18 protein-coding genes are annotated in these 20,634 nt (G+C 68.9%); 12 read left to right on the top strand and 6 right to left on the bottom strand.

Annotated elements, in window-relative coordinates:
- Window positions 1-2: 2 nt before the first annotated feature.
- The 4 genes from LSF15_RS01975 to sdhC are packed head-to-tail and all read right to left on the bottom strand — an operon-like array spanning window position 3 to window position 3,468.
- Complete coding sequence (locus tag LSF15_RS01975) at window positions 3-761, bottom strand: succinate dehydrogenase iron-sulfur subunit (protein WP_232496840.1); 759 nt, start codon at window positions 759-761, stop codon at window positions 3-5.
- 1 nt (window position 762) lies between these two features.
- Window positions 763-2,571, bottom strand: a complete 1,809-nt coding sequence (sdhA, locus tag LSF15_RS01970) for a succinate dehydrogenase flavoprotein subunit (protein ID WP_232496839.1) — start codon at window positions 2,569-2,571, stop codon at window positions 763-765.
- A 7-nt stretch (window positions 2,572-2,578) separates the two neighbouring features.
- Window positions 2,579-3,031 carry a succinate dehydrogenase hydrophobic membrane anchor subunit gene (locus tag LSF15_RS01965; protein WP_232496838.1) on the bottom strand — a complete coding sequence of 151 codons (453 nt, stop codon included), beginning with the start codon at window positions 3,029-3,031 and terminating at the stop codon, window positions 2,579-2,581.
- A 14-nt stretch (window positions 3,032-3,045) separates the two neighbouring features.
- The gene (sdhC, locus tag LSF15_RS01960; protein WP_232496837.1) at window positions 3,046-3,468 is read right to left on the bottom strand and encodes a succinate dehydrogenase, cytochrome b556 subunit; all 423 of its coding nucleotides are present in this window, start codon (window positions 3,466-3,468) and stop codon (window positions 3,046-3,048) included.
- 181 nt (window positions 3,469-3,649) lie between these two features.
- On the opposite strand from sdhC, the gene LSF15_RS01955 reads away from it, so the two are divergent.
- From LSF15_RS01955 to LSF15_RS01910, 10 genes are all read left to right on the top strand, one after another.
- Window positions 3,650-4,771 (top strand): mannose-1-phosphate guanylyltransferase, encoded by a 1,122-nt coding sequence (locus tag LSF15_RS01955; RefSeq protein WP_232496836.1) that lies wholly within the window; start codon window positions 3,650-3,652, stop codon window positions 4,769-4,771.
- Between the two features lie 33 nt (window positions 4,772-4,804).
- The gene (locus LSF15_RS01950; protein ID WP_232496835.1) at window positions 4,805-5,866 is read left to right on the top strand and encodes a BMP family lipoprotein; all 1,062 of its coding nucleotides are present in this window, start codon (window positions 4,805-4,807) and stop codon (window positions 5,864-5,866) included.
- A 254-nt stretch (window positions 5,867-6,120) separates the two neighbouring features.
- The gene (locus LSF15_RS01945) at window positions 6,121-7,212 is read left to right on the top strand and encodes a BMP family lipoprotein (protein WP_232496834.1); all 1,092 of its coding nucleotides are present in this window, start codon (window positions 6,121-6,123) and stop codon (window positions 7,210-7,212) included.
- Window positions 7,213-7,378: 166 nt separating this feature from the next.
- Window positions 7,379-8,896, top strand: a complete 1,518-nt coding sequence (locus LSF15_RS01940; protein ID WP_232496833.1) for an ABC transporter ATP-binding protein — start codon at window positions 7,379-7,381, stop codon at window positions 8,894-8,896.
- Complete coding sequence (locus LSF15_RS01935) at window positions 8,893-10,275, top strand: ABC transporter permease (RefSeq protein ID WP_232496832.1); 1,383 nt, start codon at window positions 8,893-8,895, stop codon at window positions 10,273-10,275. The genes LSF15_RS01940 and LSF15_RS01935 overlap by 4 nt, the downstream gene beginning before the upstream one ends.
- Entirely contained in the window at window positions 10,272-11,561 is a 1,290-nt protein-coding gene (locus tag LSF15_RS01930) for an ABC transporter permease (protein ID WP_232496831.1), read from the top strand. Before LSF15_RS01935 ends, LSF15_RS01930 begins: the two co-directional genes overlap by 4 nt.
- A 58-nt stretch (window positions 11,562-11,619) precedes the next feature.
- Window positions 11,620-12,039, top strand: a complete 420-nt coding sequence (locus tag LSF15_RS01925) for a cytidine deaminase (RefSeq protein WP_232496830.1) — start codon at window positions 11,620-11,622, stop codon at window positions 12,037-12,039.
- A complete protein-coding gene (locus tag LSF15_RS01920) occupies window positions 12,036-13,337 on the top strand; it encodes a thymidine phosphorylase (protein WP_232496829.1) in 1,302 nt (433 codons plus the stop codon). Before LSF15_RS01925 ends, LSF15_RS01920 begins: the two co-directional genes overlap by 4 nt.
- Before the next feature lie 161 nt (window positions 13,338-13,498).
- On the top strand, window positions 13,499-14,611 hold the full coding sequence (locus LSF15_RS01915) for an adenosine deaminase (RefSeq protein ID WP_232496968.1): 1,113 nt from the start codon (window positions 13,499-13,501) through the stop codon (window positions 14,609-14,611).
- A 64-nt stretch (window positions 14,612-14,675) separates the two neighbouring features.
- A complete protein-coding gene (locus tag LSF15_RS01910) occupies window positions 14,676-15,140 on the top strand; it encodes a PTS sugar transporter subunit IIA (RefSeq protein WP_232496828.1) in 465 nt (154 codons plus the stop codon).
- A 126-nt stretch (window positions 15,141-15,266) separates the two neighbouring features.
- On the opposite strand, the gene LSF15_RS01905 is transcribed toward LSF15_RS01910, so the two are convergent.
- Together LSF15_RS01905 and LSF15_RS01900 are read right to left on the bottom strand one after the other, a co-directional pair.
- Window positions 15,267-16,988 (bottom strand): phospho-sugar mutase, encoded by a 1,722-nt coding sequence (locus LSF15_RS01905; RefSeq protein WP_232496827.1) that lies wholly within the window; start codon window positions 16,986-16,988, stop codon window positions 15,267-15,269.
- A 21-nt stretch (window positions 16,989-17,009) separates the two neighbouring features.
- The gene (locus tag LSF15_RS01900; RefSeq protein WP_232496826.1) at window positions 17,010-17,837 is read right to left on the bottom strand and encodes a purine-nucleoside phosphorylase; all 828 of its coding nucleotides are present in this window, start codon (window positions 17,835-17,837) and stop codon (window positions 17,010-17,012) included.
- A gap of 84 nt (window positions 17,838-17,921) precedes the next feature.
- Here LSF15_RS01900 and LSF15_RS01895 point away from each other — a divergent pair, with 84 nt between their 5' ends.
- Window positions 17,922-19,352, top strand: a complete 1,431-nt coding sequence (locus tag LSF15_RS01895) for an NAD(P)H-quinone dehydrogenase (RefSeq protein ID WP_232496825.1) — start codon at window positions 17,922-17,924, stop codon at window positions 19,350-19,352.
- Between the two features lie 227 nt (window positions 19,353-19,579).
- Window positions 19,580-20,614: a TRAP transporter substrate-binding protein gene (locus LSF15_RS01890; protein WP_232496824.1), complete on the top strand. Its 1,035-nt coding sequence runs from the start codon at window positions 19,580-19,582 to the stop codon at window positions 20,612-20,614.
- The last annotated feature ends 20 nt before the right edge of the window (window positions 20,615-20,634 follow it).

The raw sequence follows: 20,634 nt of genomic DNA, 5'->3' as shown, positions 1-20,634 counted from the left end.
GCCTACGGCTTGCCGCGCATGACGGCCTGCTTGACCTCGGCGATCGCCTTCGTGACCTCGATGCCGCGCGGGCATGCGTCGGTGCAGTTGAAGGTCGTGCGGCAGCGCCACACGCCCTCGGTGTCGTTGAGGATGTCGAGGCGGGTCTGTGCGTTGTCGTCGCGCGAGTCGAAGATGAAGCGGTGCGCGTTCACGATCGCGGCGGGGCCGAAGTACTGGCCGTCGGTCCAGAACACGGGGCACGACGAGGTGCACGCGGCGCAGAGGATGCACTTGGTGGTGTCATCGAAGCGGGCGCGCTCAGCGACCGATTGCACGCGCTCCTTGCCCGGCTCAGGGGCGCTGTTCGAGACCAGGAACGGCTGAACGTCGCGGAAGCTCGCGAAGAACGGCTCCATGTCGACGATGAGGTCCTTCTCGAGGGGCAGGCCCTTGATGGCCTCCACGTAGATCGGCTTCGAGATGTCGAGGTCCTTGATGAGCGTCTTGCAGGCCAGCCGGTTGCGGCCGTTGATGCGCATCGCATCGGAGCCGCAGATGCCGTGCGCGCAGGAGCGGCGGAACGTGAGCGAGCCGTCCTGCTCCCACTTGATCTTGTGCAGCGCGTCGAGCACGCGGTCGGTGGCGTACATCTCGACGTCGAAGTCCTGCCAGCGCGGCTCGGTGTCGACATCGGGGTCGAAGCGGCGGATCAGGAACGTGACGGTGAACGACTGGACCGCGGCTTCGGTCGATCGGGCCTCGAGCGTTGCAGTGCTCACGTCAGTACTTCCTCTCCATCGGCTGGTAGCGCGTCACGACGACCGGTTTCCAATCGAGCCGGATGTGGTCGGCCGCATCGGACGAGTGCGCATCGCCCGAGAGGTAGGCCATCGTGTGCTGCATGTAGTTGGCGTCGTCGCGGTCGGGGAAGTCGTCGCGCATGTGGCCGCCGCGGCTCTCTTTGCGATTGCGCGCCGAGTACACCACGACCTCGGCGAGGTCGAGCAGGAACCCGAGCTCGACCGCTTCGAGCAGGTCGGTGTTGAACCGCTTGCCCTTGTCGTGCACCGCGATGTTCCGGTAGCGCTCGCGCAGGCCGGCGATGACCTGCGTGACGTGGGCGAGCGACTCGTCGGTGCGGAACACCTGGGCGCTCTTGTCCATCTCGTCCTGCAGCTCCTTGCGGATCGTGGCGATGCGCTCGGTGCCGTCGGAGTCGCGCAGCTGCGCGAGCAGGTCGCGCACGGCGCGGGCGGGATCGTCGGGCAGGGGGGTGAAGTCGACGGTCTTGACGTATTCGACGGCATTGTTGCCCGCGCGCTTGCCGAAGACGTTGATGTCGAGCAGCGAGTTGGTGCCGAGGCGGTTCGAGCCGTGCACCGAGACGCAGGCGCACTCGCCCGCCGCGTAGAGGCCGGGAACGACCGTGGTGTTGTCGCTGAGCACCTCGGCCTTGTTGTTGGTGGGGATGCCGCCCATGGCGTAGTGCGCGGTCGGCATCACCGGCACCGGCTCGAAGACCGGGTCGACGCCGAGGTACGTGCGCGCGAACTCGGTGATGTCGGGGAGCTTCGTCTCGAGCACCTCGGCGCCGAGGTGGGTGCAGTCGAGGTAGACGTAGTCCTTGTGCGGGCCGGCGCCGCGGCCCTCGGCCACCTCTTTCACCATGCAGCGGGCGACGATGTCGCGTGGTGCCAGGTCTTTGATGGTGGGGGCGTAGCGCTCCATGAAGCGCTCGCCCGAGGCGTTGCGCAGGATGGCGCCCTCGCCCCGCGCGCCTTCGGTCAGCAGGATGCCGAGGCCGGCGAGACCGGTCGGGTGGAACTGGAAGAACTCCATGTCCTCGAGGGGCAGGCCCTTGCGCCAGATGATGCCGACGCCGTCGCCGGTGAGCGTGTGCGCGTTCGAGGTGGTCTTGTAGATCTTGCCGAAGCCGCCCGTGGCGAAGATCACGGCCTTCGCCTGGAAGACGTGAAGCTCGCCGGAGGCCAGGTCGTAGGCGACGACGCCCGACGGCTTCTGGACGCCGTCGACCTCGGTCATGACGAGGTCGAGCACGTAGTACTCGTTGAAGAAGTTGATGCCGAGCTTGACGCAGTTCTGGAAGAGCGTCTGCAGGATCATGTGACCGGTGCGGTCGGCCGCGTAGCAGGCTCTGCGCACGGGCGCCTTGCCGTGGTCGCGGGTGTGACCGCCGAACCGTCGCTGGTCGATCTTGCCCTCAGGGGTGCGGTTGAACGGCAGGCCCATGTTCTCGAGGTCGATGACCGCGTCGATCGCCTCTTTCGCGAGGATCTCGGCGGCGTCCTGGTCGACGAGGTAGTCGCCGCCCTTGACGGTGTCGAACGTGTGCCACTCCCAGCTGTCTTCCTCGACGTTGGCGAGCGCGGCGGCCATGCCGCCCTGCGCCGCACCGGTGTGCGACCGGGTGGGGTACAGCTTGGAGATGACCGCGGTCTTCGCGCCGGGGCCCGCCTCGATCGCGGCACGCATGCCGGCTCCGCCGGCGCCCACGATGACGATGTCGAACTGATGGTGGTGGACGCCGTCGATGACCTGGGTCTCGGCGTCGGCGGTCTGGGTGTTCACGGATCTCCTATGCGGAACAGAACGAGGGGAGCAGGTCGGCCGCGTCGGCTGCGACGGGCGGGCACGGGTCGAAGGTGAAGACCACGAGCGTGCCGAGGACGATGAGCACGGCCGCGGCCGCGAACAGCGCGCCCTTCAGCACCTTCTGCACCGTTCCCGGGTTCGTGTAGTCGTTCACGATCGTGCGCATGCCGTTGGCGCCGTGGATGAGTGCCAGCCAGAGCATCAGCACGTCCCACCACTGCCAGAACGGGTCGGCCCACTTGCCGGCGACGAAGCCGAAGTCGATGGCGCTGACGCCGTCGCCCACGATGAGGTTCATGAACAGGTGGCCGAAGATGAGCACGATGAGCACGACGCCCGAGGCGCGCATGTAGATCCAGCCCCACTTCTCCCAGTTGGTGCCGCGCTTGCGCGCGGGCCGTGCCGGGCTCCGGGGTGCTTCGATGGTGTTCGTCACTGTCGTTCCCCGTACTAGTGGCTGAAGACGTTGATGAGGTGCCGCGGCGTGAAGGCGAGCATCGTGATGAGCCAGAGCGCGACGACGATGTAGAAGAGCACCTTCTGGTTGCGCGTGGCCCACGACCAGAAGTCGACGAGGATGATGCGCAGCCCGTTGAAGGCGTGGAACACGATGGCGCCGACCAGTGCGACCTCGCCGAGGCCCATGATGGGCGTCTGGTAGGTGCCGATCACGGCGTTGTACGCCTCGGGGCTCACTCGCACGAGTGCCGTGTCGAGGATGTGCACGAGCAGGAAGAAGAAGATGGCGACACCCGTGATGCGGTGCAGCACCCATGACCACATGCCCTCGCGACCGCGGTAGAGCGTGCCGCCCGGCTTCTCTTTCGCCGGCTTCGCGGGTGTGACCAGGGTTCCTGCCGAGTTCTCTGGCATGAACAACCCTCCCTGGGATGAATCCTGCCCGGCTCGAGCGGGCATCTGGGGGCGCAACGGCCCGATCCCGAGTGTAGTCCGACGTTCCGGACCGCGGCGCCCCTGTGGTCCGCCTGATGTCTTGACGTCGAGACATCCATGCCGTCGACGGAGGTGCGCCGACGCCCGCTATCCTGAGCGGATGCATCTGGACCAGCCTCTCGACCGGTTCTACGCGGTCATCCCCGCGGGCGGCGTCGGCTCCCGCCTCTGGCCGCTCTCCCGTGCCGACGCGCCGAAGTTCCTGCACGACCTGACCGGCTCCGGGCAGACCCTGCTGAAGGACACGTGGGACCGGCTCGCTCCGCTCTCGGGCGAGCAGCGCATCATGGTCGTCACCGGCCGCGCCCACCGCGCCGCGGTCGAAGCCCAGCTCCCCGGGCTGTCCGACGCGAACATCGTGCTCGAGAGCGAGCCGCGCGACTCGACGGCCGCGATCGGCCTCGCCGCGGCGATCCTCGAGCGCCGCGAGCCCGGCGTGATCATCGGCTCGTTCGCCGCCGACCACGTGATCTCGGGCGATGCGCTCTTCCGGCAGGCCGTCACCGAGGCGGTCGCCGCCGCCGCCGCCGGCTACATCGCCACGATCGGCATCACCCCGACCGAGCCGGCGGTCGGGTTCGGGTACATCGAGTGCGGCGCGGCGCTCGACATCGCCGGAGCCGAACACGCCGAGGCGGTGTCGAGCTTCGTCGAGAAGCCCGACCTCGCGACGGCCAAGCGCTATCTCGCCGGCGGACGACACCTCTGGAACGCCGGCATGTTCATCGCCCGCGCCGACACGTTGCTCGCCGAGATCGCCCGCAACAAGCCCGAGCTGCACGCGGGGCTCGTCGAGCTCGCGGCCGCCTGGGACGACCCGGCGACCCGCGGCCCGGCCGTCGACCGCATCTGGCCGAGACTCGAGAAGATCGCGATCGACTACTCGGTCGCCGAACCGGCGGCGGCGGCCGGCCGCCTCGCCGTCATCCGCGGCCACTTCCAGTGGGACGACGTGGGCGACTTCGCCTCGCTCGCGAAGCTCAACACCGCCGGCCGGTCGGGCGAGCTCGCGATCCTCGGCGAGAACGCTCGCGTGCTCGCCGACGCATCCAGCGGCATCGTCGTGAGCCGGTCGAAACGGGTCATCAGCCTCATCGGCGTGCACGATATCGTCGTGGTGGACACGCCCGACGCGCTCCTCGTCACAACGAGCGAGCACGCGCAGCGGGTGAAGGCGGTCGTCGACGCCCTGCGGCTCGGCGGCTCGAGCGACGTGCTGTAATTCAGCATCCCGGCGGAGAGAACGAGGTAGCGGATGTCCCAGGGTCGGCGTTTCTCCGTCGGGGCCGTGCTGGTCGCGACATCCGCACTCCTCGTCTCGTGCGCACCCGCGCCCGACGCCGGCGACGGGGTCGCTGCATCCGAGACCTGCGTACGCATGGTGACGAATTCGGGCGGTCTCGAGGACCGCTCGTTCAACCAGTCGACGTGGGAGGGGCTGCAGGCGGCCGAGGCGGAGTTCGGCGTCGAGGCCGAGGCGCTCGTCTCGACCGGCGAGACCGACCTCGCCCCCAATGTCGAGCAGGCCGCCGGGTCGGGCTGCGAGCTCGTCGTCACGGTCGGGTTCGAGCTGGCCGAGTCCACGCTCGACCAGGCCGGCAAGAACCCCGACCTCGCGTTCGCGATCGTCGACGAGATCGTCGAGGCGCCGAACGTGAAGCCGGTCATCTTCGACACCGCGCAGGCGTCGTACCTCGCCGGCTACCTCGCGGCGGGGGTGTCGAAGACCGGCGTCGTCGCCACGTTCGGCGGCGGCAACCAGCCGCCCGTGACCCTGTTCATGGACGGCTTCGTCGACGGCGTCGCCGAGTACAACGAGGTGCACGGCACCGACGTGCGCGCACTCGGCTGGGACAAGGCGACGCAAGACGGGGCGTTCACCGGCGACTTCGAGGACATCAACAAGGGCAAGGCGCTGAGCGAGGGGTTCATCGACCAGGGCGCCGACGTGATCCTCCCCGTGGCCGGGCAGGTCGGCGAGGGGGCGGCGTCGGCCGCCGTCGAGCGCGGCGGGGTCTCGGTGATCTGGGTCGACAGCGACGGCTACGAGACCCTGACCGAGGCGTTCCGGCCCGTGGTCCTCACGAGCGTGCTGAAGAACACGCAGGACGCGATGGTCGAGATCGTCGGGGACGTCGTCGACGACTCGTTCGTGAACGAGCCGTACGTCGGCACGCTCGAGAACGGCGGCGTCGAGATCGCGCCGTACCACGACCTCTCGTCGCTCGTCTCGGCCGAACTCGACGCCGAGATCGAGGGGCTGCGGGCGTCGATCATCGCCGGCGACATCGTGGTCGAGTCGCCGAGCACGCCCTGAGCGAGCGCCGGTCGAGGAGCGCGAAGCGCGCATCGAGACCCTGACGTGCGAGGTCTCGATACGCCGTTGCGCGGCTGCTCGACCAGCGAGACCCCCGTTCGAGGGGCCTCCGTCCTGCTCATATGAGCAGAAGATCGCGTCTTCATAACCATTGGGCTTCACCGGCGCAAACCACGATGGCGCGCGATGCAACTTTCGGTAACGTGACCACAACGCCCCCGGACCGATGGGGCTGCAGGACTTTGGAGGACACTGTGAAGGTCATGACCAAGAAGGCGGCCCTCGGCGGGCTCTCGCTGTTGGGCGCAGCCGTGCTGCTCGCCGGCTGTGCGTCGGCCCCCGAGGAAACGACTGAGACCGGGGCTGCCGTACCCGACTTCCAGCCGTGCATGGTGTCCGACGCCGGCGGCTTCGACGACAAGTCGTTCAACCAGCTCAGCTTCGAGGGTCTCACGCAGGCATCCGAAGAGCTCGGCGTCGAGCCGATCACGGTCGAGTCGCAGGCCGAGACCGACTACGCGCCGAACCTCGTCAGCCTCGTCGACCAGGGCTGCGACCTGATCGTGACCGTGGGCTTCGCCCTCTCGGCCGCCACGGTCGAGTCCGCGCTCGCGAACCCCGACCTCGAGTACGTCATCATCGACGACGCGGCCGACAACGACTTCAACGGCGAGATCGACGCGCCGAACATCAAGCCGATCCTCTTCGACACGGCGCAGGCGGCGTTCCTGGCCGGCTACGCGGCGGCCGACTTCACGACCACGAACACGGTCGGCACCTTCGGCGGCATGAACTTCCCGACCGTGTCGATCTTCATGGACGGCTTCAAGCAGGGCGTCGACTACTACAGCTCCGAGAAGGGCAAGGCAGTCACGGTCCTCGGCTGGGACGGCACCGACGGCCTCTTCACCGGTGGCTTCGAGGCCAACGACACCGCTCGCCAGACCGCGCAGAGCCTCATCGACCAGAACGTCGACGTGCTGCTGCCCGTCGGCGGCCCGATCTACCAGTCGGCCGCTGCGGCCATGCGCGAGGCCGGCCGCGACATCGCGATGATCGGCGTCGACGCCGACTTCACCGAGACCGACCCGTCGGTCGCCGACCTGATGCTGACCTCGATCCTCAAGGGCATCGACGTCGGTACCTACGAGGCCGTGCTCGCCGCGGGCAACGACGAGTTCGACCCGACCCCGTTCATCGGCACGCTCGAGAACGAGGGCGTGGGCGTCGCACCGTTCCACGACTTCGAGTCGCAGGTCTCCGACACGCTGCAGGGCGAGCTCGACGACCTGCGGGCCGCGATCATCGCGGGCGACGTGACGGTCAACTCCTACCTCGCGGGCTGAGTCGAGGGCATGCGAGCGGGGAGGTCGGCGGCTGCCGGCCTCCCCGCTCCGCGTGTCGGGCCACGCGCTCGGGTATCGACCCCACATCTGAGCATGCGACATCCGACACGTTCAACATTCGCGCAGCGACTGCAACGGATGCAGTCGAATCACTAGGATCGGGAACATGAAGCTCCAACTTCGCGGCATCACGAAGCGTTTCGGAAGCTTGGTCGCGAACGACCACATCGACCTCACCGTAGAGGCTGGAGAGATCCACTGCCTGCTGGGTGAGAACGGTGCCGGCAAGTCCACGCTCATGAACGTGCTCTACGGCCTGTACCAGGCCGACGAGGGCGAGGTGCTCCTCAACGACGAGGTGCAGCACTTCGAGGGCCCTGGCGACGCGATGGCGGCCGGCATCGGCATGGTGCACCAGCACTTCATGCTCATCCCCGTCTTCACCGTCGCCGAGAACGTCATGCTCGGCAACGAGTCCACCCGGGCGGGCGGCCTGCTCGACCTGCCTGCCGCACGGGCGAAGGTGAACGAGATCGCGGCGCGGTTCGGCTTCCACGTCGACCCCGACGCGCTCGTCGAAGACCTGCCGGTCGGCGTGCAGCAGCGCGTCGAGATCATCAAGGCGCTCTCGCGCGACGCGAAGGTGCTCGTGTTCGACGAGCCGACCGCCGTGCTCACGCCGCAAGAGACCGATGAGCTGATGGCGATCATGCGGCAGCTCAAAGCCGAGGGCAAGTCGATCGTGTTCATCACGCACAAGCTGCGCGAGGTGCGCGAGGTCGCCGATCGCATCACCGTGATCCGCCTCGGCAAGGTCGTCGGCGAAGCCTCGCCGACCGCGTCGAACGCCGAGCTCGCCTCGCTCATGGTCGGTCGCGCCGTCGAGCTCACCGTGCAGAAAGACGAGCCCAAGCTCGGCGACGACGCGCTCGTGGTCGATCACCTGACGGTCGTCGATCCCATCGGGCAACTCGTCGTGAACGACGTGAGCTTCACGGTGCGTCGCGGCGAGATCCTTGCCGTCGCAGGCGTGCAGGGCAACGGCCAGACCGAGCTCACCGAGGCGCTGCTGGGGTTGGCGCACCACGTGCAGGGGTCGGCCGTGCTCGACGGCACCGAGCTCGTCGGCCAGAGCGTCCGCAACATCCTCGAGTCGGGCGTCGGCTTCGTGCCAGAAGACCGCACCGAAGACGGCCTCGTCGGCGAGTTCACGATCGCCGAGAACCTCATGCTCGACCGCAGCGAATCGCCGCCGTTCGTTCGCGCCGGCAACCTGCAGCGCTCGCATCTCGCCGACTTCGCGCGCGAGAAGGTCGAGGAGTTCGACATCCGCACCCAGGGCATCAACGAATACGTGCAGCGACTGTCGGGCGGCAACCAGCAGAAGGTCGTGCTCGCTCGTGAGCTCAGCCGCGACCTCAGGCTCCTCGTCGCCGCGCAGCCGACCCGCGGCGTCGACGTCGGCTCGATCGAATTCATCCATAAGCGCATCGTGGCGGCCCGCGACAGCGGCGTACCAGTCGTCGTCGTCTCGACCGAGCTCGACGAGGTCGCGGCGCTCGCCGATCGCATCATGGTCATGTACCGCGGTCGCATCGTCGGCATCGTCCCCGGTGACACCCCCCGCGACGTCCTCGGCCTCATGATGGCCGGAGAAGTCCCCGCAGAAGGAGCCGCCGCATGAGCGACCCCCAGCCGCCGAAGGGCGACGCCCCCGGCGCGAACGAACCCGACGCCGACGTCGCCATCGAAGAGCCCGCCGCAGCCTCGCCCGAGGGCGGCACCGCGACCGACGACGTCCGCGCGACCGCATCAGGGCCCGGCATTCCGGCCGAGCCCGGCGAGGTCCAGCCGCCGTCGAAGTGGCAGACCATGCTGCGCCAGATCGCCACCGGCAATGCGATCATCTCGGTGCTGGCCGTGGTGCTCGCCCTTCTGGTGGGGGCGATCATGATCGCGTTCACCGACGAGCGCGTGCAGGCGGCGAGCGGCTACTTCTTCGCCCGGCCGGGCGACACCCTGCTGGCCATCTGGGAGTCGGTGGCGGGCGCGTACTCCGCCCTCTTCCAGGGATCGGTCTACAACTTCCGTCGTGACGACTTCCTCGCCGGCATCCGCCCGCTGACCGAGACGCTCACGTTCGCGACCCCGCTCATCGCCGGTGGACTCGGCGTGGCCCTCGCGTTCCGCGTCGGCATGTTCAACATCGGTGGTCGCGGCCAGATGCTGATCGCGGCATCGGTCGCCGGCTGGATCGGCTTCGGCTTCGACCTGCCGTGGGGCATCCACATGATCGTCGCTCTCATCGGCGGCCTCGTCGGCGGCGCGCTCTGGGCCGGCATCGCCGGACTCCTCAAGGCCCGCACCGGCGCCCACGAGGTGATCGTGACGATCATGCTCAACTACGTCGCCTTCTACCTGGTGTCATGGATGCTGCGAACCCCCGGCCTGCTGCAGGCGCCGGGCTCGTCGAACCCCAAGACCCCGGCGATGAACCCGAACGCGGTCTTCCCCGACCTCCTGGGCCCGCAGTTCAACCTGCACTTCGGATTCATCCTCGCGATCCTGGCAACGATCGTCGTGTGGTGGATCCTCAGCCGCTCGAGTCTCGGGTTCAAGTTCCGTGCCGTCGGCATCAACCCCAACGCGGCACGGGTCGCGGGCATCAACGTGAAGGGCATGTACTTCTACGCGATGCTCATCTCCGGAGCGCTGCTCGGCCTCGCGGGCGTGAGCCAGGTGCTCGGCACGGTCACCACCGGATTCACCGCGGGCATCGACGCGGGCATCGGCTTCGACGCCATCACGGTCGCCCTGCTCGGCCGCTCGACCCCGTGGGGCACCTTCGCCGCCGGCATCCTCTTCGGCGCGTTCAAGGCCGGCGGGTTCTCGATGCAGGCGGCAGAGGGTGTGCCGATCGAGATCGTGCTCGTCGTGCAGTCGCTCATCGTGCTCTTCATCGCGGCGCCGCCGCTCGTGCGCACGATCTTCGGGCTGCCCCAGCCCGGCTCCAAGCCGAAACGATCACGCAAGCCCGACACGAAGGGGGTGAAGGCGAAGTGAGCAGGACCGTAGAGCACCACCGCGTCGCGCCGCAGCCCGACGCCCTCGCCACGACCGTCGTGACGAGCTGGAAGGCCCCGATCGCCTTCGCGATCTTCACGCTCATCGCGCTCGCCCTCGCGGTGTTCGCGCCTCGGCCCGGCGAGACGACCTACCGGTGGTCGCGCGAGACCGACGCCATCCAGGTGCCCGACCTCACCGTGCCCGCGATGCAGGCGCTGTGGGCGGTCGTCGCGCTGCTCGCCGTGAGCACGCTGTACTCCGTGCTGCTCGTGCGTTCGAAGCGCCGCGTCCCGCTTTGGCTCATCGTCGTCTTCGCGCTCCTCTTCATGTTCGGCTTCCTCACCTGGGCGGGTGCCGGCTCGTCCCTGCCGATGATCGGCCTGCTGTTCGGGTCGCTGAGCCTCGCCGTTCCGCTCATCTACGGCTCGCTCGCGGGCGTCATCGGCGAGCGCGCCGGCGTGGTGAACATCGCCATCGAGGCCCAGCTCCTCTCCGGCGCGTTCACCGCCGCGGTCGTCGCCTCGATCACCGGTCAGCCGTGGCTGGGACTCATCGCGGCGATGGTCGCCGGCATGCTCGTCGGCATGGTGCTCGCCGCGTTCGCGATCAAGTACTTCGTCGACCAGGTCATCGTCGGCGTCGTGCTCAACGTGCTCGTCGTCGGCCTCACGAGCTTCTTCTTCTCGCAGGTGCTCGCACCGAACGCGGCCGCGCTGAACACGCCACCGAGGTTCGACCGGCTGCACATCCCGGTGCTCGGCGACATCCCGATCATCGGTCCGGTGTTCTTCCGTCAGACGATCATCGTCTACCTCATGTACATCGCGGTCGCCCTGGTGTACATCGGCCTCTTCCACACGAGGTGGGGCCTGCGCGTTCGGGCCGTGGGTGAGCACCCGCAGGCCGCCGACACCGTCGGCATCAGGGTCAACAGCACGCGCTTCTGGAACGTCGCGCTGGCCGGGGCGATCGCCGGACTCGGCGGCACCTTCTTCACGATCGGCTCGGGGATCGCGTTCAATAAAGAGATGACCGCGGGTGCGGGCTTCATCGCCCTCGCCGCCGTGATCTTCGGGCAGTGGGATCCGATCAAGGCGACGCTGGCGGCGCTGCTGTTCGGCTTCGCGTCGAACCTGCAGAACACGCTGTCGGTCATCGGTTCGCCGGTGCCGAGCGAGTTCATGCTCATGTTGCCGTACGTCGTCACGATCTTCGCCGTTGCCGGGCTCGTCGGAAAGTCGCGCGCGCCGGCCGCCGACGGCAAGCCGTACATCAAATCCTGACGGGCGGCCCCGGCCACGGGGCATCCGTCGCACCGATCGCCTGAACGGGAGCAGAACCATGACCGCAACGGATCCGATCGACTGGGCAGACCTGCGCGAGCGCGCGCGCGAAGCCATGGCGAAGGCGTACGTGCCGTACTCCGAGTTCCCGGTCGGTGCGGCCGCCGTCGTCGACGACGGGCGCGTCGTGAGCGGGTGCAACGTCGAGAACGCGTCGTACGGCGTGACGCTGTGCGCCGAGTGCTCGCTCGTATCGGCGCTCATCATGTCGGGCGGGGGCCGGCTCGTGGCGTTCACGTGCGTCGACGGCCACGGTGCCACGCTGATGCCGTGCGGCAGGTGCCGGCAGCTGCTCTACGAGCACTCGGCCGAGGGCATGGTGCTCGACACCGTCTCGGGCTTCAAGACCATCGACGAGGTGCTGCCCGACGCGTTCGGCCCGCGCCAGCTCGCCGACTACCGAGGAGACCACGCATGAGCGCCATCGAAGCCTTCGACGCCGTCGACCTGATCCGCGCGAAGCGCGACGGTCGCGAGCTCGAGACACCCGAGATCGACTGGCTCGTCGACGCGTACACCCGCGGCTACGTCGCCGACGAGCAGATGTCGGCGATGACCATGGCGATCTTCCTCAACGGCATGTCCCGACGCGAGATCCGCGACCTGACCATGGCGATGATCGCGAGCGGCGAGCGCATGGACTTCTCGGGGCTCGGCAAGCCGACGAGCGACAAGCACTCGACGGGCGGGGTCGGCGACAAGATCACCCTGCCGCTGATGCCGCTCGTGGCGTCGTTCGGCGTGGCAGTGCCGCAGCTCTCGGGCCGCGGGCTCGGGCACACCGGGGGCACGCTCGACAAGCTCGAATCGATCCCGGGTTGGCGGGCCGACCTCACCAACGACGAGATGTTCGCACAGCTGCGCGACGTCGGCGGCGTCATCTGCGCCGCGGGTGCGGGCCTCGCCCCCGCCGACAAGAAGCTCTACGCACTGCGCGACATCACGGGCACCGTCGAGGCGATCCCGCTGATCGCGTCGTCGATCATGTCGAAGAAGATCGCCGAGGGCACGGGCGCGCTCGTGCTCGACGTGAAGTTCGGATCGGGGGCCTTCCTCACCGACATCGAACGCTCCCGCGAGCTCGCACGCACGATGGTCGAGCTCGGCGAAGACGCGGGGGTCGCGACCTCCGCCCTGCTCACGAACATGAACGTGCCGCTGGGGCTCACGATCGGCAACGCCAACGAGGTGCGCGAGTCGGTCGAGGTGCTCGCCGGCGGCGGGCCCGCCGATGTGCGCGAACTCACGATCGCGCTCGCGCGCGAGATGCTCGACCTCGCCGGGCAGCCCGACGCCGACGTCGAGTCGGCCCTCGACGACGGCCGGGCCATGGACACCTGGCGGCGCGCGATCGCGGCCCAGGGCGGCGACCCCGACGCCGCACTGCCGGTCGCCCGTGAGCAGCACGTCGTCACCGCCGACCGCGACGGCGTGCTCGTCGAGCAGCAGGCACTGCCGTTCGGCATCGCCGCGTGGCGACTCGGCGCGGGCCGCGCGCGAAAAGAGGACCCGGTGCACCACGCCGCGGGCATCGACCTGCACGCGAAGCCGGGCGACACGGTGCGCAAGGGCGAGCCGCTGTTCACGCTCCACGCCGACGACGCCGCGCGCTTCGGCCGCGCGCTCGAGGCCGTCGACGGCGCTTGGCGCATCGGCGCGGCAGGCGACCCCGTCGACGACGGCGGGCCGCTCATCGCCGACCGCATCACCCGCTGAGCGCGTGTCGATCGAGCAGTGAGCTCCGGCGAGCGTATCGAGATTCCGCAACAGGTCTCGATGCGCTCGTTCCTCGCTCCTCGACCGACGCGCCGCGTCATTGCTTCGAGAATGCCGAGACTTCGCGGCGTCCGTGTCGCTATCGTTGAGTCGTGAACACGATTCCGACGGAGTACCGGCTCGAGGGCGACGGCGCCGACATCCAGACGCTGCCGAAGATCTCGCTGCACGATCACCTCGACGGCGGGCTCCGCCCGCAGACGCTCATCGAGCTCGCCGACGAACTCGGGCTCGAGGTTCCCGCCGCCGATGCCGAAGCGCTCGGTGCGTGGTTCACCGAACAGTCGAACTCGGGCTCGCTCGTCGAGTACCTGAAGACGTTCGACCTGACGACGGCGGTCATGCAGACCCGTGCGGGCCTCAGTCGCGTGGCTCGCGAGTTCGTGCAGGACCTCGGCGCCGACGGTGTCATCTACGGCGAGATCCGCTGGGCACCCGAACAGCACCTCGCTCGCGGCCTGAGCCTCGACGAGGCGGTCGAGTCCGTGCAGGCGGGCATCGAGCAGGGCCTCGACGACGTGCAGGCCCAGGGGCACCGCATCCGCGTCGGCCAGCTCGTCACCGCGATGCGGCACAACGACCGCGGACTCGAGATCGCCGAACTCGCCGTGCGCCACCGTGAGCGCGGCGTCGTCGGCTTCGACATCGCCGGCCCCGAGGCCGGCTTCCTGCCGAGCCGGCACCGCACGGCCTTCGACTACCTTGCGGGCCAGTTCATGCCGGTGACCATCCACGCGGGCGAGGCAGACGGGCTCGAGTCCATCCGCAGCGCCCTGCTCGACGGCCGCGCGCTTCGACTCGGCCACGGCGTGCGCATCGCCGAAGACCTCGTCATCGAGCGTCAAGACGACGAGAACACGTACGTCTCGCTCGGCCCGATCGCCCAATGGGTGCGCGACCGCGAGGTCGCGCTCGAGACGAGTCCGTCGTCCAACGTGCAGACCGGTGCCATCGCGGCATGGGGCGACGAGCTCGTGGATCACCCGTTCGACCTGCTGTACCAGCTCGGGTTCCGGGTCACGGTGAACGTCGACAATCGCCTGCAGAGCGGCACGTCGCTCACGCGCGAGCTCGCGCTGCTGGCCGACGCGTTCGGGTACGACCTCGACGACTTCGAGACCTTCCAGTTGAACGCCGCAGCGTCGGCCTTCCTCCCGCTCGACGACCGCGAAGAACTCGCCGAGCTCATCCAAGACGGCTTCGACGAGGCCTGAACCCCGCCGAACGACGCATGCCGCGACCCGGCTCGCATCCGACCGCCGCGTGAATGGACTCCAGATGACCTTCCCTCCGCTGGCCGACGCCGCGATCATGCTGGGCGCGCACGCGACCGATTGGCGTGACGCCGTGCGCCTCGCCGGGCGTGCGCTGAGGTTGTCGGGTTCGACGCGGGCCGAGTACTCCGACCGCATGATCTCGGTCATCGAGGAGTTCGGCGCGTACGTCGTCATCGCGCCGGGCCTTGCGCTCGCGCACGCGAGGCCGGGGCCCGACGTGCGCCGCGAGGGGCTCGCGGTCGTCACCCTGGCCGAGCCCGTGGCGTTCGGACACCCGCACAACGATCCTGTGCGGGTCGTCGTGGGGCTCGCCGTCGCGAACGCCGAAGACCATGTCGCATCCGTGGCGTCGCTCGCCAACGTCTTCAACGACGGCGGAACGGTGGCGCGGCTTGCGCGCGCGACGACCGCGGCCGAGGTTCGCGGCCTGCTGGGCATCGGTTCGAGCGGCGAGACCGCAGTCTAAGGATCACGCTCCGCGCCACTTCTGCATCCTCTGCGCCATTCGAACTGGCGCGCAGCCCGTCGAAGTGGCGCAGACATCGCACCAGCGGAGCTGCCGAGCAGCCGAACAGCAATTCCGGTCGACGGGCTACTCGACGAGTTCGCGCATGCCTGCGTCGAGCGCGGCGACCGCAGCGGATGCCGCAGCTCGCCGCTCGGCCACCGTTCCGTCGACCGAGACGGCGTCGATGTAGACCTTGAGCTTCGGCTCGGTGCCGCTGGGGCGCACCATGACTCGTGCGCCGCCCTCGAGCACGATGCGCAGCACGTCTGACGGCGGAAGGGCGCCGAATCCGTCGGCGAGGTCTTCGATGCGCTCGACCCGGATGCCGCCGACCGAGGCCGGCGGTTCGGTGCGCAGGCGCGCCATGACCTCGCCGATGCGCGAGAGGTCGGTGACCCTGATCGAGACCTGGCCCGAGGCGTGGCATCCGAATCGCTCGACGAACTCGTCGAGGTGGTCGGCGACCGTTCGGCCCTCGGCCTTCAACTCGGCGGCGAGCGTGAGGAACGCGAGCCCGGCCGAGATGCCGTCTTTGTCGCGCACGGTGCCAGGGTTCACGAGGTAGCCGAGGGCCTCTTCGAAGCCGAAGACGAGGCCGGGGGCGCGCGAGATCCACTTGAAGCCCGTGAGCGTCGCCTCGAAGTCGAGGTCGTGTGCCCTCGCGACCGCCTCGAGCCCGGGCGACGAGACGATCGAACACGCCAGCGCCCCGTTCGCGCCGGAGTCGCCGGGCGCGTCGGCGGCGCGGCGGGCAGCTTGCCAGCCGAGCGTCAGCCCGACCTCGTTGCCGGTGAGGCGCCGGTAGCCCTCGGTGGCGGCGGAGTCGGGAATCGCGATCGCGAGCCGATCGGCGTCGGGGTCGTTCGCGACGATGAGCTCGGCGTCGACGGCGCGGGCTCGTTCGAAGCTGAGGTCCATGGCACCCGGCTCTTCGGGGTTCGGGAACGCCACCGTGGGGAAGGCCGCGTCGGGAGCGATCTGCTCGTCGACGAGCGTCGGCGTCTCGAAGCCTGCCGTCTCGAGCACCCGCGACATCGTCTGCCAGCCCACGCCGTGCATCGCCGTGTAGACGACCCGCGGCTGCGCGGCGGGTGCCGCGCCGGTCGGCGAGGCCACGAGTGCCGTCTGCCGCACGTACTCGTCGATGACCGACTCTGCCGCCGTCCAGAATGTGCCGCGCGGCAGGTCGGGGACGGCTCGGGTCTCGGCGATGCGGGTGATGTGCGCGGCGATCTCGGCATCGGCGGGGGCGACGATCTGCGAGCCGTGGTCGTCGCCGCCGAGGTAGACCTTGTAGCCGTTGTCGTTCGGCGGGTTGTGCGAGGCGGTGACCATGACACCGGCCGACATGCCGAGGTGGCGCACGGCGAACGCGAGCACCGGTGTCGGCAGCAGGCGGGGGAGCAGCACGGCACGCAGGCCCGCGCCCGCCATGATCTCGGCCGTGTCGCGAGCGAACACGTCGGAGTTCTTTCGGCCGTCGTAGCCGACCACGATCGACGGCGTCGAGCCGGGCGTCGCCCGCTCGACGAGATAGGCCGCGAGTCCCGCGGCCGCCTGGGCCACGAGCACACGGTTCATGCGGTTGGGCCCCGCGGCGATCGCACCGCGGAGGCCGGCGGTGCCGAAGGCGAGGCGGGTGTCGAAACGGTCGGCGAGGTCGGCGGATGCCTCAGGGTCGCCGCCGCGCACCGCCACGATGATCGCGGCGAGTTCGTCACGCGTCTCGGGGTCGGGGTCTTGGGCGATCCACGCCTCGGCGAGGGCGACGCGCTGCGCGTCGCGGGGGTCGATGTGCTGCGACATCCGCTGGTCCCTTCCGATCGCCTACAGGGCCGCGACGATGTTCGCGAGCAGCCGGGTGATGACCGGCTCGGCGGCCTGACCGGCCTCGATGACCTCGCCATGGCTCAGCGGCGTCTGCTGGATGCCGGCGGCGAGGTTCGTGATCAGCGACATGCCGAGGATCTCCATGCCGGCCTGACGCGCGGCGATGGCCTCGAGCGCGGTCGACATGCCGACGATGTGACCGCCGATGGCCTTGGCCATCTGCACCTCGGCGGGCGTCTCGTAGTGCGGTCCGCGGAACTGGCAGTAGACGCCCTCGTCGAGCGTGGGCTCGATCGAGTGGGCGAGGTCGCGCAGTCGCTTCGAGTATAGGTCGGTGAGGTCGATGAACGTGGCGCCCTCGAGCGGCGAGTCGGCCGTGAGGTTGATGTGGTCACTGATGAGCACCGGAGTGCCGGGCGTCCAGTGCTCCTTGATGCCGCCGGCGCCGTTGGTCAGGATCATGACGGATACCCCGGTGGCGGCGGCCGTTCGCACCGAGTGAACGACCCGGCGAACGCCGTGGCCCTCGTAGTAATGGGTGCGGGCGCCGATGACGAGCGCGCGCTTGCCGCTCGGCAGCAGCACCGAGCGCAGCGTGCCGACGTGCCCTTCGAGTGCCGGCTTCGAGAAGCCGGGCACCTCGGTGGCCGCGATCGTGTGCGTGGTCTCGCCGATGAGCTCGGCGGCACGGCCCCAGCCGCTGCCGAGGGTGAGGGCGACATCGTGATGGTCGACACCGGTGAGTTCGGCGATCTTCGCGGCCGCCTCGGCGGCGATGGCGAAGGGGTCTGCATTGGGGTCGTCGAGCGGGTTCGCGTCGTGCATCACACCACTCTAGGGCGCAGCGGATGTCGCGGCGCGGTCGTGCTCGAATGCGGGCGGCGGTGCCGGGACTGACAGAATGTGAGCATGGCCTACGAGTTCGAGCGCACACAACGCATTGCCGTCCTCGGAGGAGGGCCCGGCGGGTACGAGGCCGCGCGCGCGGCCGCGCAGCTCGGAGCCGAGGTGACGCTCATCGAACGTGCCGGGGTCGGCGGTGCCGCGGTGCTCACCGATGTGGTTCCGTCGAAGTCGCTCATCGCGACGGCCGAGGCCTCGAACGCGGTCAAGGAGGCAGGCGATCTCGGCGTGCAGTTCTTCGCGAAGGGGTCGGGCGACAAGGCGGTCAAGCCCGAGGTCGCCATCAACCTCGCTGCGGTGAACAAGCGGCTCCTCGGTCTCGCCGCCCAGCAGTCCGACGACCTGCGCAGCAACCTGCTCGAAGCGGGCGTGCGCCTCGTGCAGGGCGAGGGGCGCCTCGACGGGCCGAACGCGGTCATCGTCTCGACAGCCAGGGGCGGCACCGACTTCGATCGCATCGAGGCCGACACGCTCGTCATCTCGGTCGGCGCGAGCCCGCGAGTGCTGCCGACGGCCGTCCCCGACGGCGAGCGCATCCTCACGTGGACCCAGCTCTACCAGCTCGAGCGGGTGCCCGAGCATCTCATCGTCGTGGGTTCCGGAGTCACGGGCGCCGAGTTCGCGTCGGCGTACCGCGCGCTCGGAGCCAAGGTGACGCTCATCTCCAGCCGCGACCAGGTGCTTCCGGGTGAAGACCAGGACGCGGCATCCGTCATCGAGAAGGTCTTCAAGCGCAACGGCATGAAGGTCCTGAACAAGTCGCGCGCCGAATCGGTCGTGCGCGACGGCGACTCGGTGGTCGCGACCCTCACCGACGGACGCGAGGTGCGGGGCAGCCACTGCCTGATGGCGGTCGGCTCGGTGCCGAACACCGCCGACCTCGGCCTCGAGGCCGCCGGCGTCCAGCTCGCCGAGAGCGGACACATCCGCGTGAATCGTGTCGCCCGCACCTCGATGCCGAACATCTACGCCGCCGGCGACTGCACGACGTTCGTGCCGCTCGCCTCGGTCGCGTCGATGCAGGGGCGCACGGCCGTGTTCCACGCGATGGGAGACATCGTGAACCCGCCCGAGAATCGCAACATCACCTCGAACATCTTCACGCAGCCCGAGATCGCCACGGTCGGCTGGACCGAGAAGGAGATCGACGAGGGCGTCGTTCCGGGTGTGGTCTACAAGCTGCCGCTCTCGTCGAACCCTCGCGCGAAGATGATGGGCATCCGGGACGGCTTCGTCAAGCTCTTCGCCTCCAGCGGCTCGGGCGGCATCATCGGCGGAGTGATCGTCGCGCCGAAGGCCTCCGAGCTCATCTTCCCGCTCGCGCTCGCGATCGAGCACCGCCTCACGGTCGACCAGTTCGCCGAGGCGTTCCCCGTCTACCCGTCGCTCACGGGCTCGCTCACCGACGCCGCCCGCGCCATGCACATCGTGCGCTGAACCGCGCCCTCGCGCTCCCGCCGGGGTCGGCGGACAACATTTGGCAACTGGTTGCCAGCGCGGTGACCGCTGCGTAGATTGATGCAGTCGAGAGGCCTCATGGGCGCTCGGCGACATCACACAGCACATCGCGCCCGACCGGGCGCGCAACGCCGCATGCGACCCCCGACGGCCACCCGAGACTCGGCCGGCACGGTGTTCGTCTGCCATGCAAAGGAGCATCAGGAATGAAGATCACACGTCTGTTGCAGGCCTCCGCGATCGTCGGAGTGGCGGCGCTCACCCTGGCCGGGTGCGCCGGCAACTCGGGAGGCGCCGGCGAGGCGACCGACGGCGGCAACGTCGAGCCCACGACGATGAAGCTCGCCCTCAACCAGACGCAGGAGCACCCCTCGTTCATCGCGCTGCAGGCCTTCGGCGAAGAGCTCAGCGAGGCCACCGATGGCCGCTGGAACATCGAGGTGTACCCCGACTCCCAGCTCGGCGACCAGGCCGAGTACATCCAGTCCGTGAAGGACGGCGTGATCGACCTGGCGATCGTCTCGGCCCCGCAGCTCGAGAACGTGAACGACGACTTCGTCATCTTCAGCCTTCCCACCGTGTTCGACTCGATCGACCACCAGATGTCGGTGCTGAGCGACGACGCGGTGGTCGGCGACGTCTACGCGTCGCTCGAGGAGAGCGACAACATCACCGTCGTCGGCGGACTGACTCAGGGCGCCCGCAGCAGCTACACCAAGGACAGCATCGCCGACACGCCGGCCGACCTCGCGGGCAAGAAGATCCGAGTTCAGGAGAGCCCGGTCTTCATCTCGATGATCAACGCGCTGGGCGCATCGCCCACCCCGATGGCGTTCTCCGAGGTCTACACCGGCTTGCAGTCGGGCGTCATCGACGGCGCCGAGAACAACGAGATCTCGTACTTCACCCAGAAGCACTACGAAGTCGCGCCGTTCTTCTCGTACACGCGTCACCTGATCGGTGCCGACTTCCTCATCAGCAACACCGACACGCTGGCTGAGATGTCGGAGGAGGATCGCGCCGCGTTCGACGAAGGCTGGACGACGGCCTGGGAGAACCACACCGACCTCTGGAAGACCGAGACCGAGGAAGCCATCGCCGGTGCCGAGGCCGGCGGCGCGACCTTCGAAGAGGTCGACGGCGAGGCGTTCACTGAGGCGCTGACGCCCCTGCTCGACGAGTTCATCACCACGGACTCGCAGCAGACGCTCTACGACGCGATCCGCGCGTCGGGCGAGTAGATCCCGCTGCACCACCGACG

Origin of the sequence: Agromyces humatus, from assembly GCF_021228295.1 — a bacterium.
GTDB lineage: Bacteria > Actinomycetota > Actinomycetes > Actinomycetales > Microbacteriaceae > Agromyces > Agromyces humatus.
This window is presented reverse-complemented; position numbering and strand designations above follow the sequence as displayed.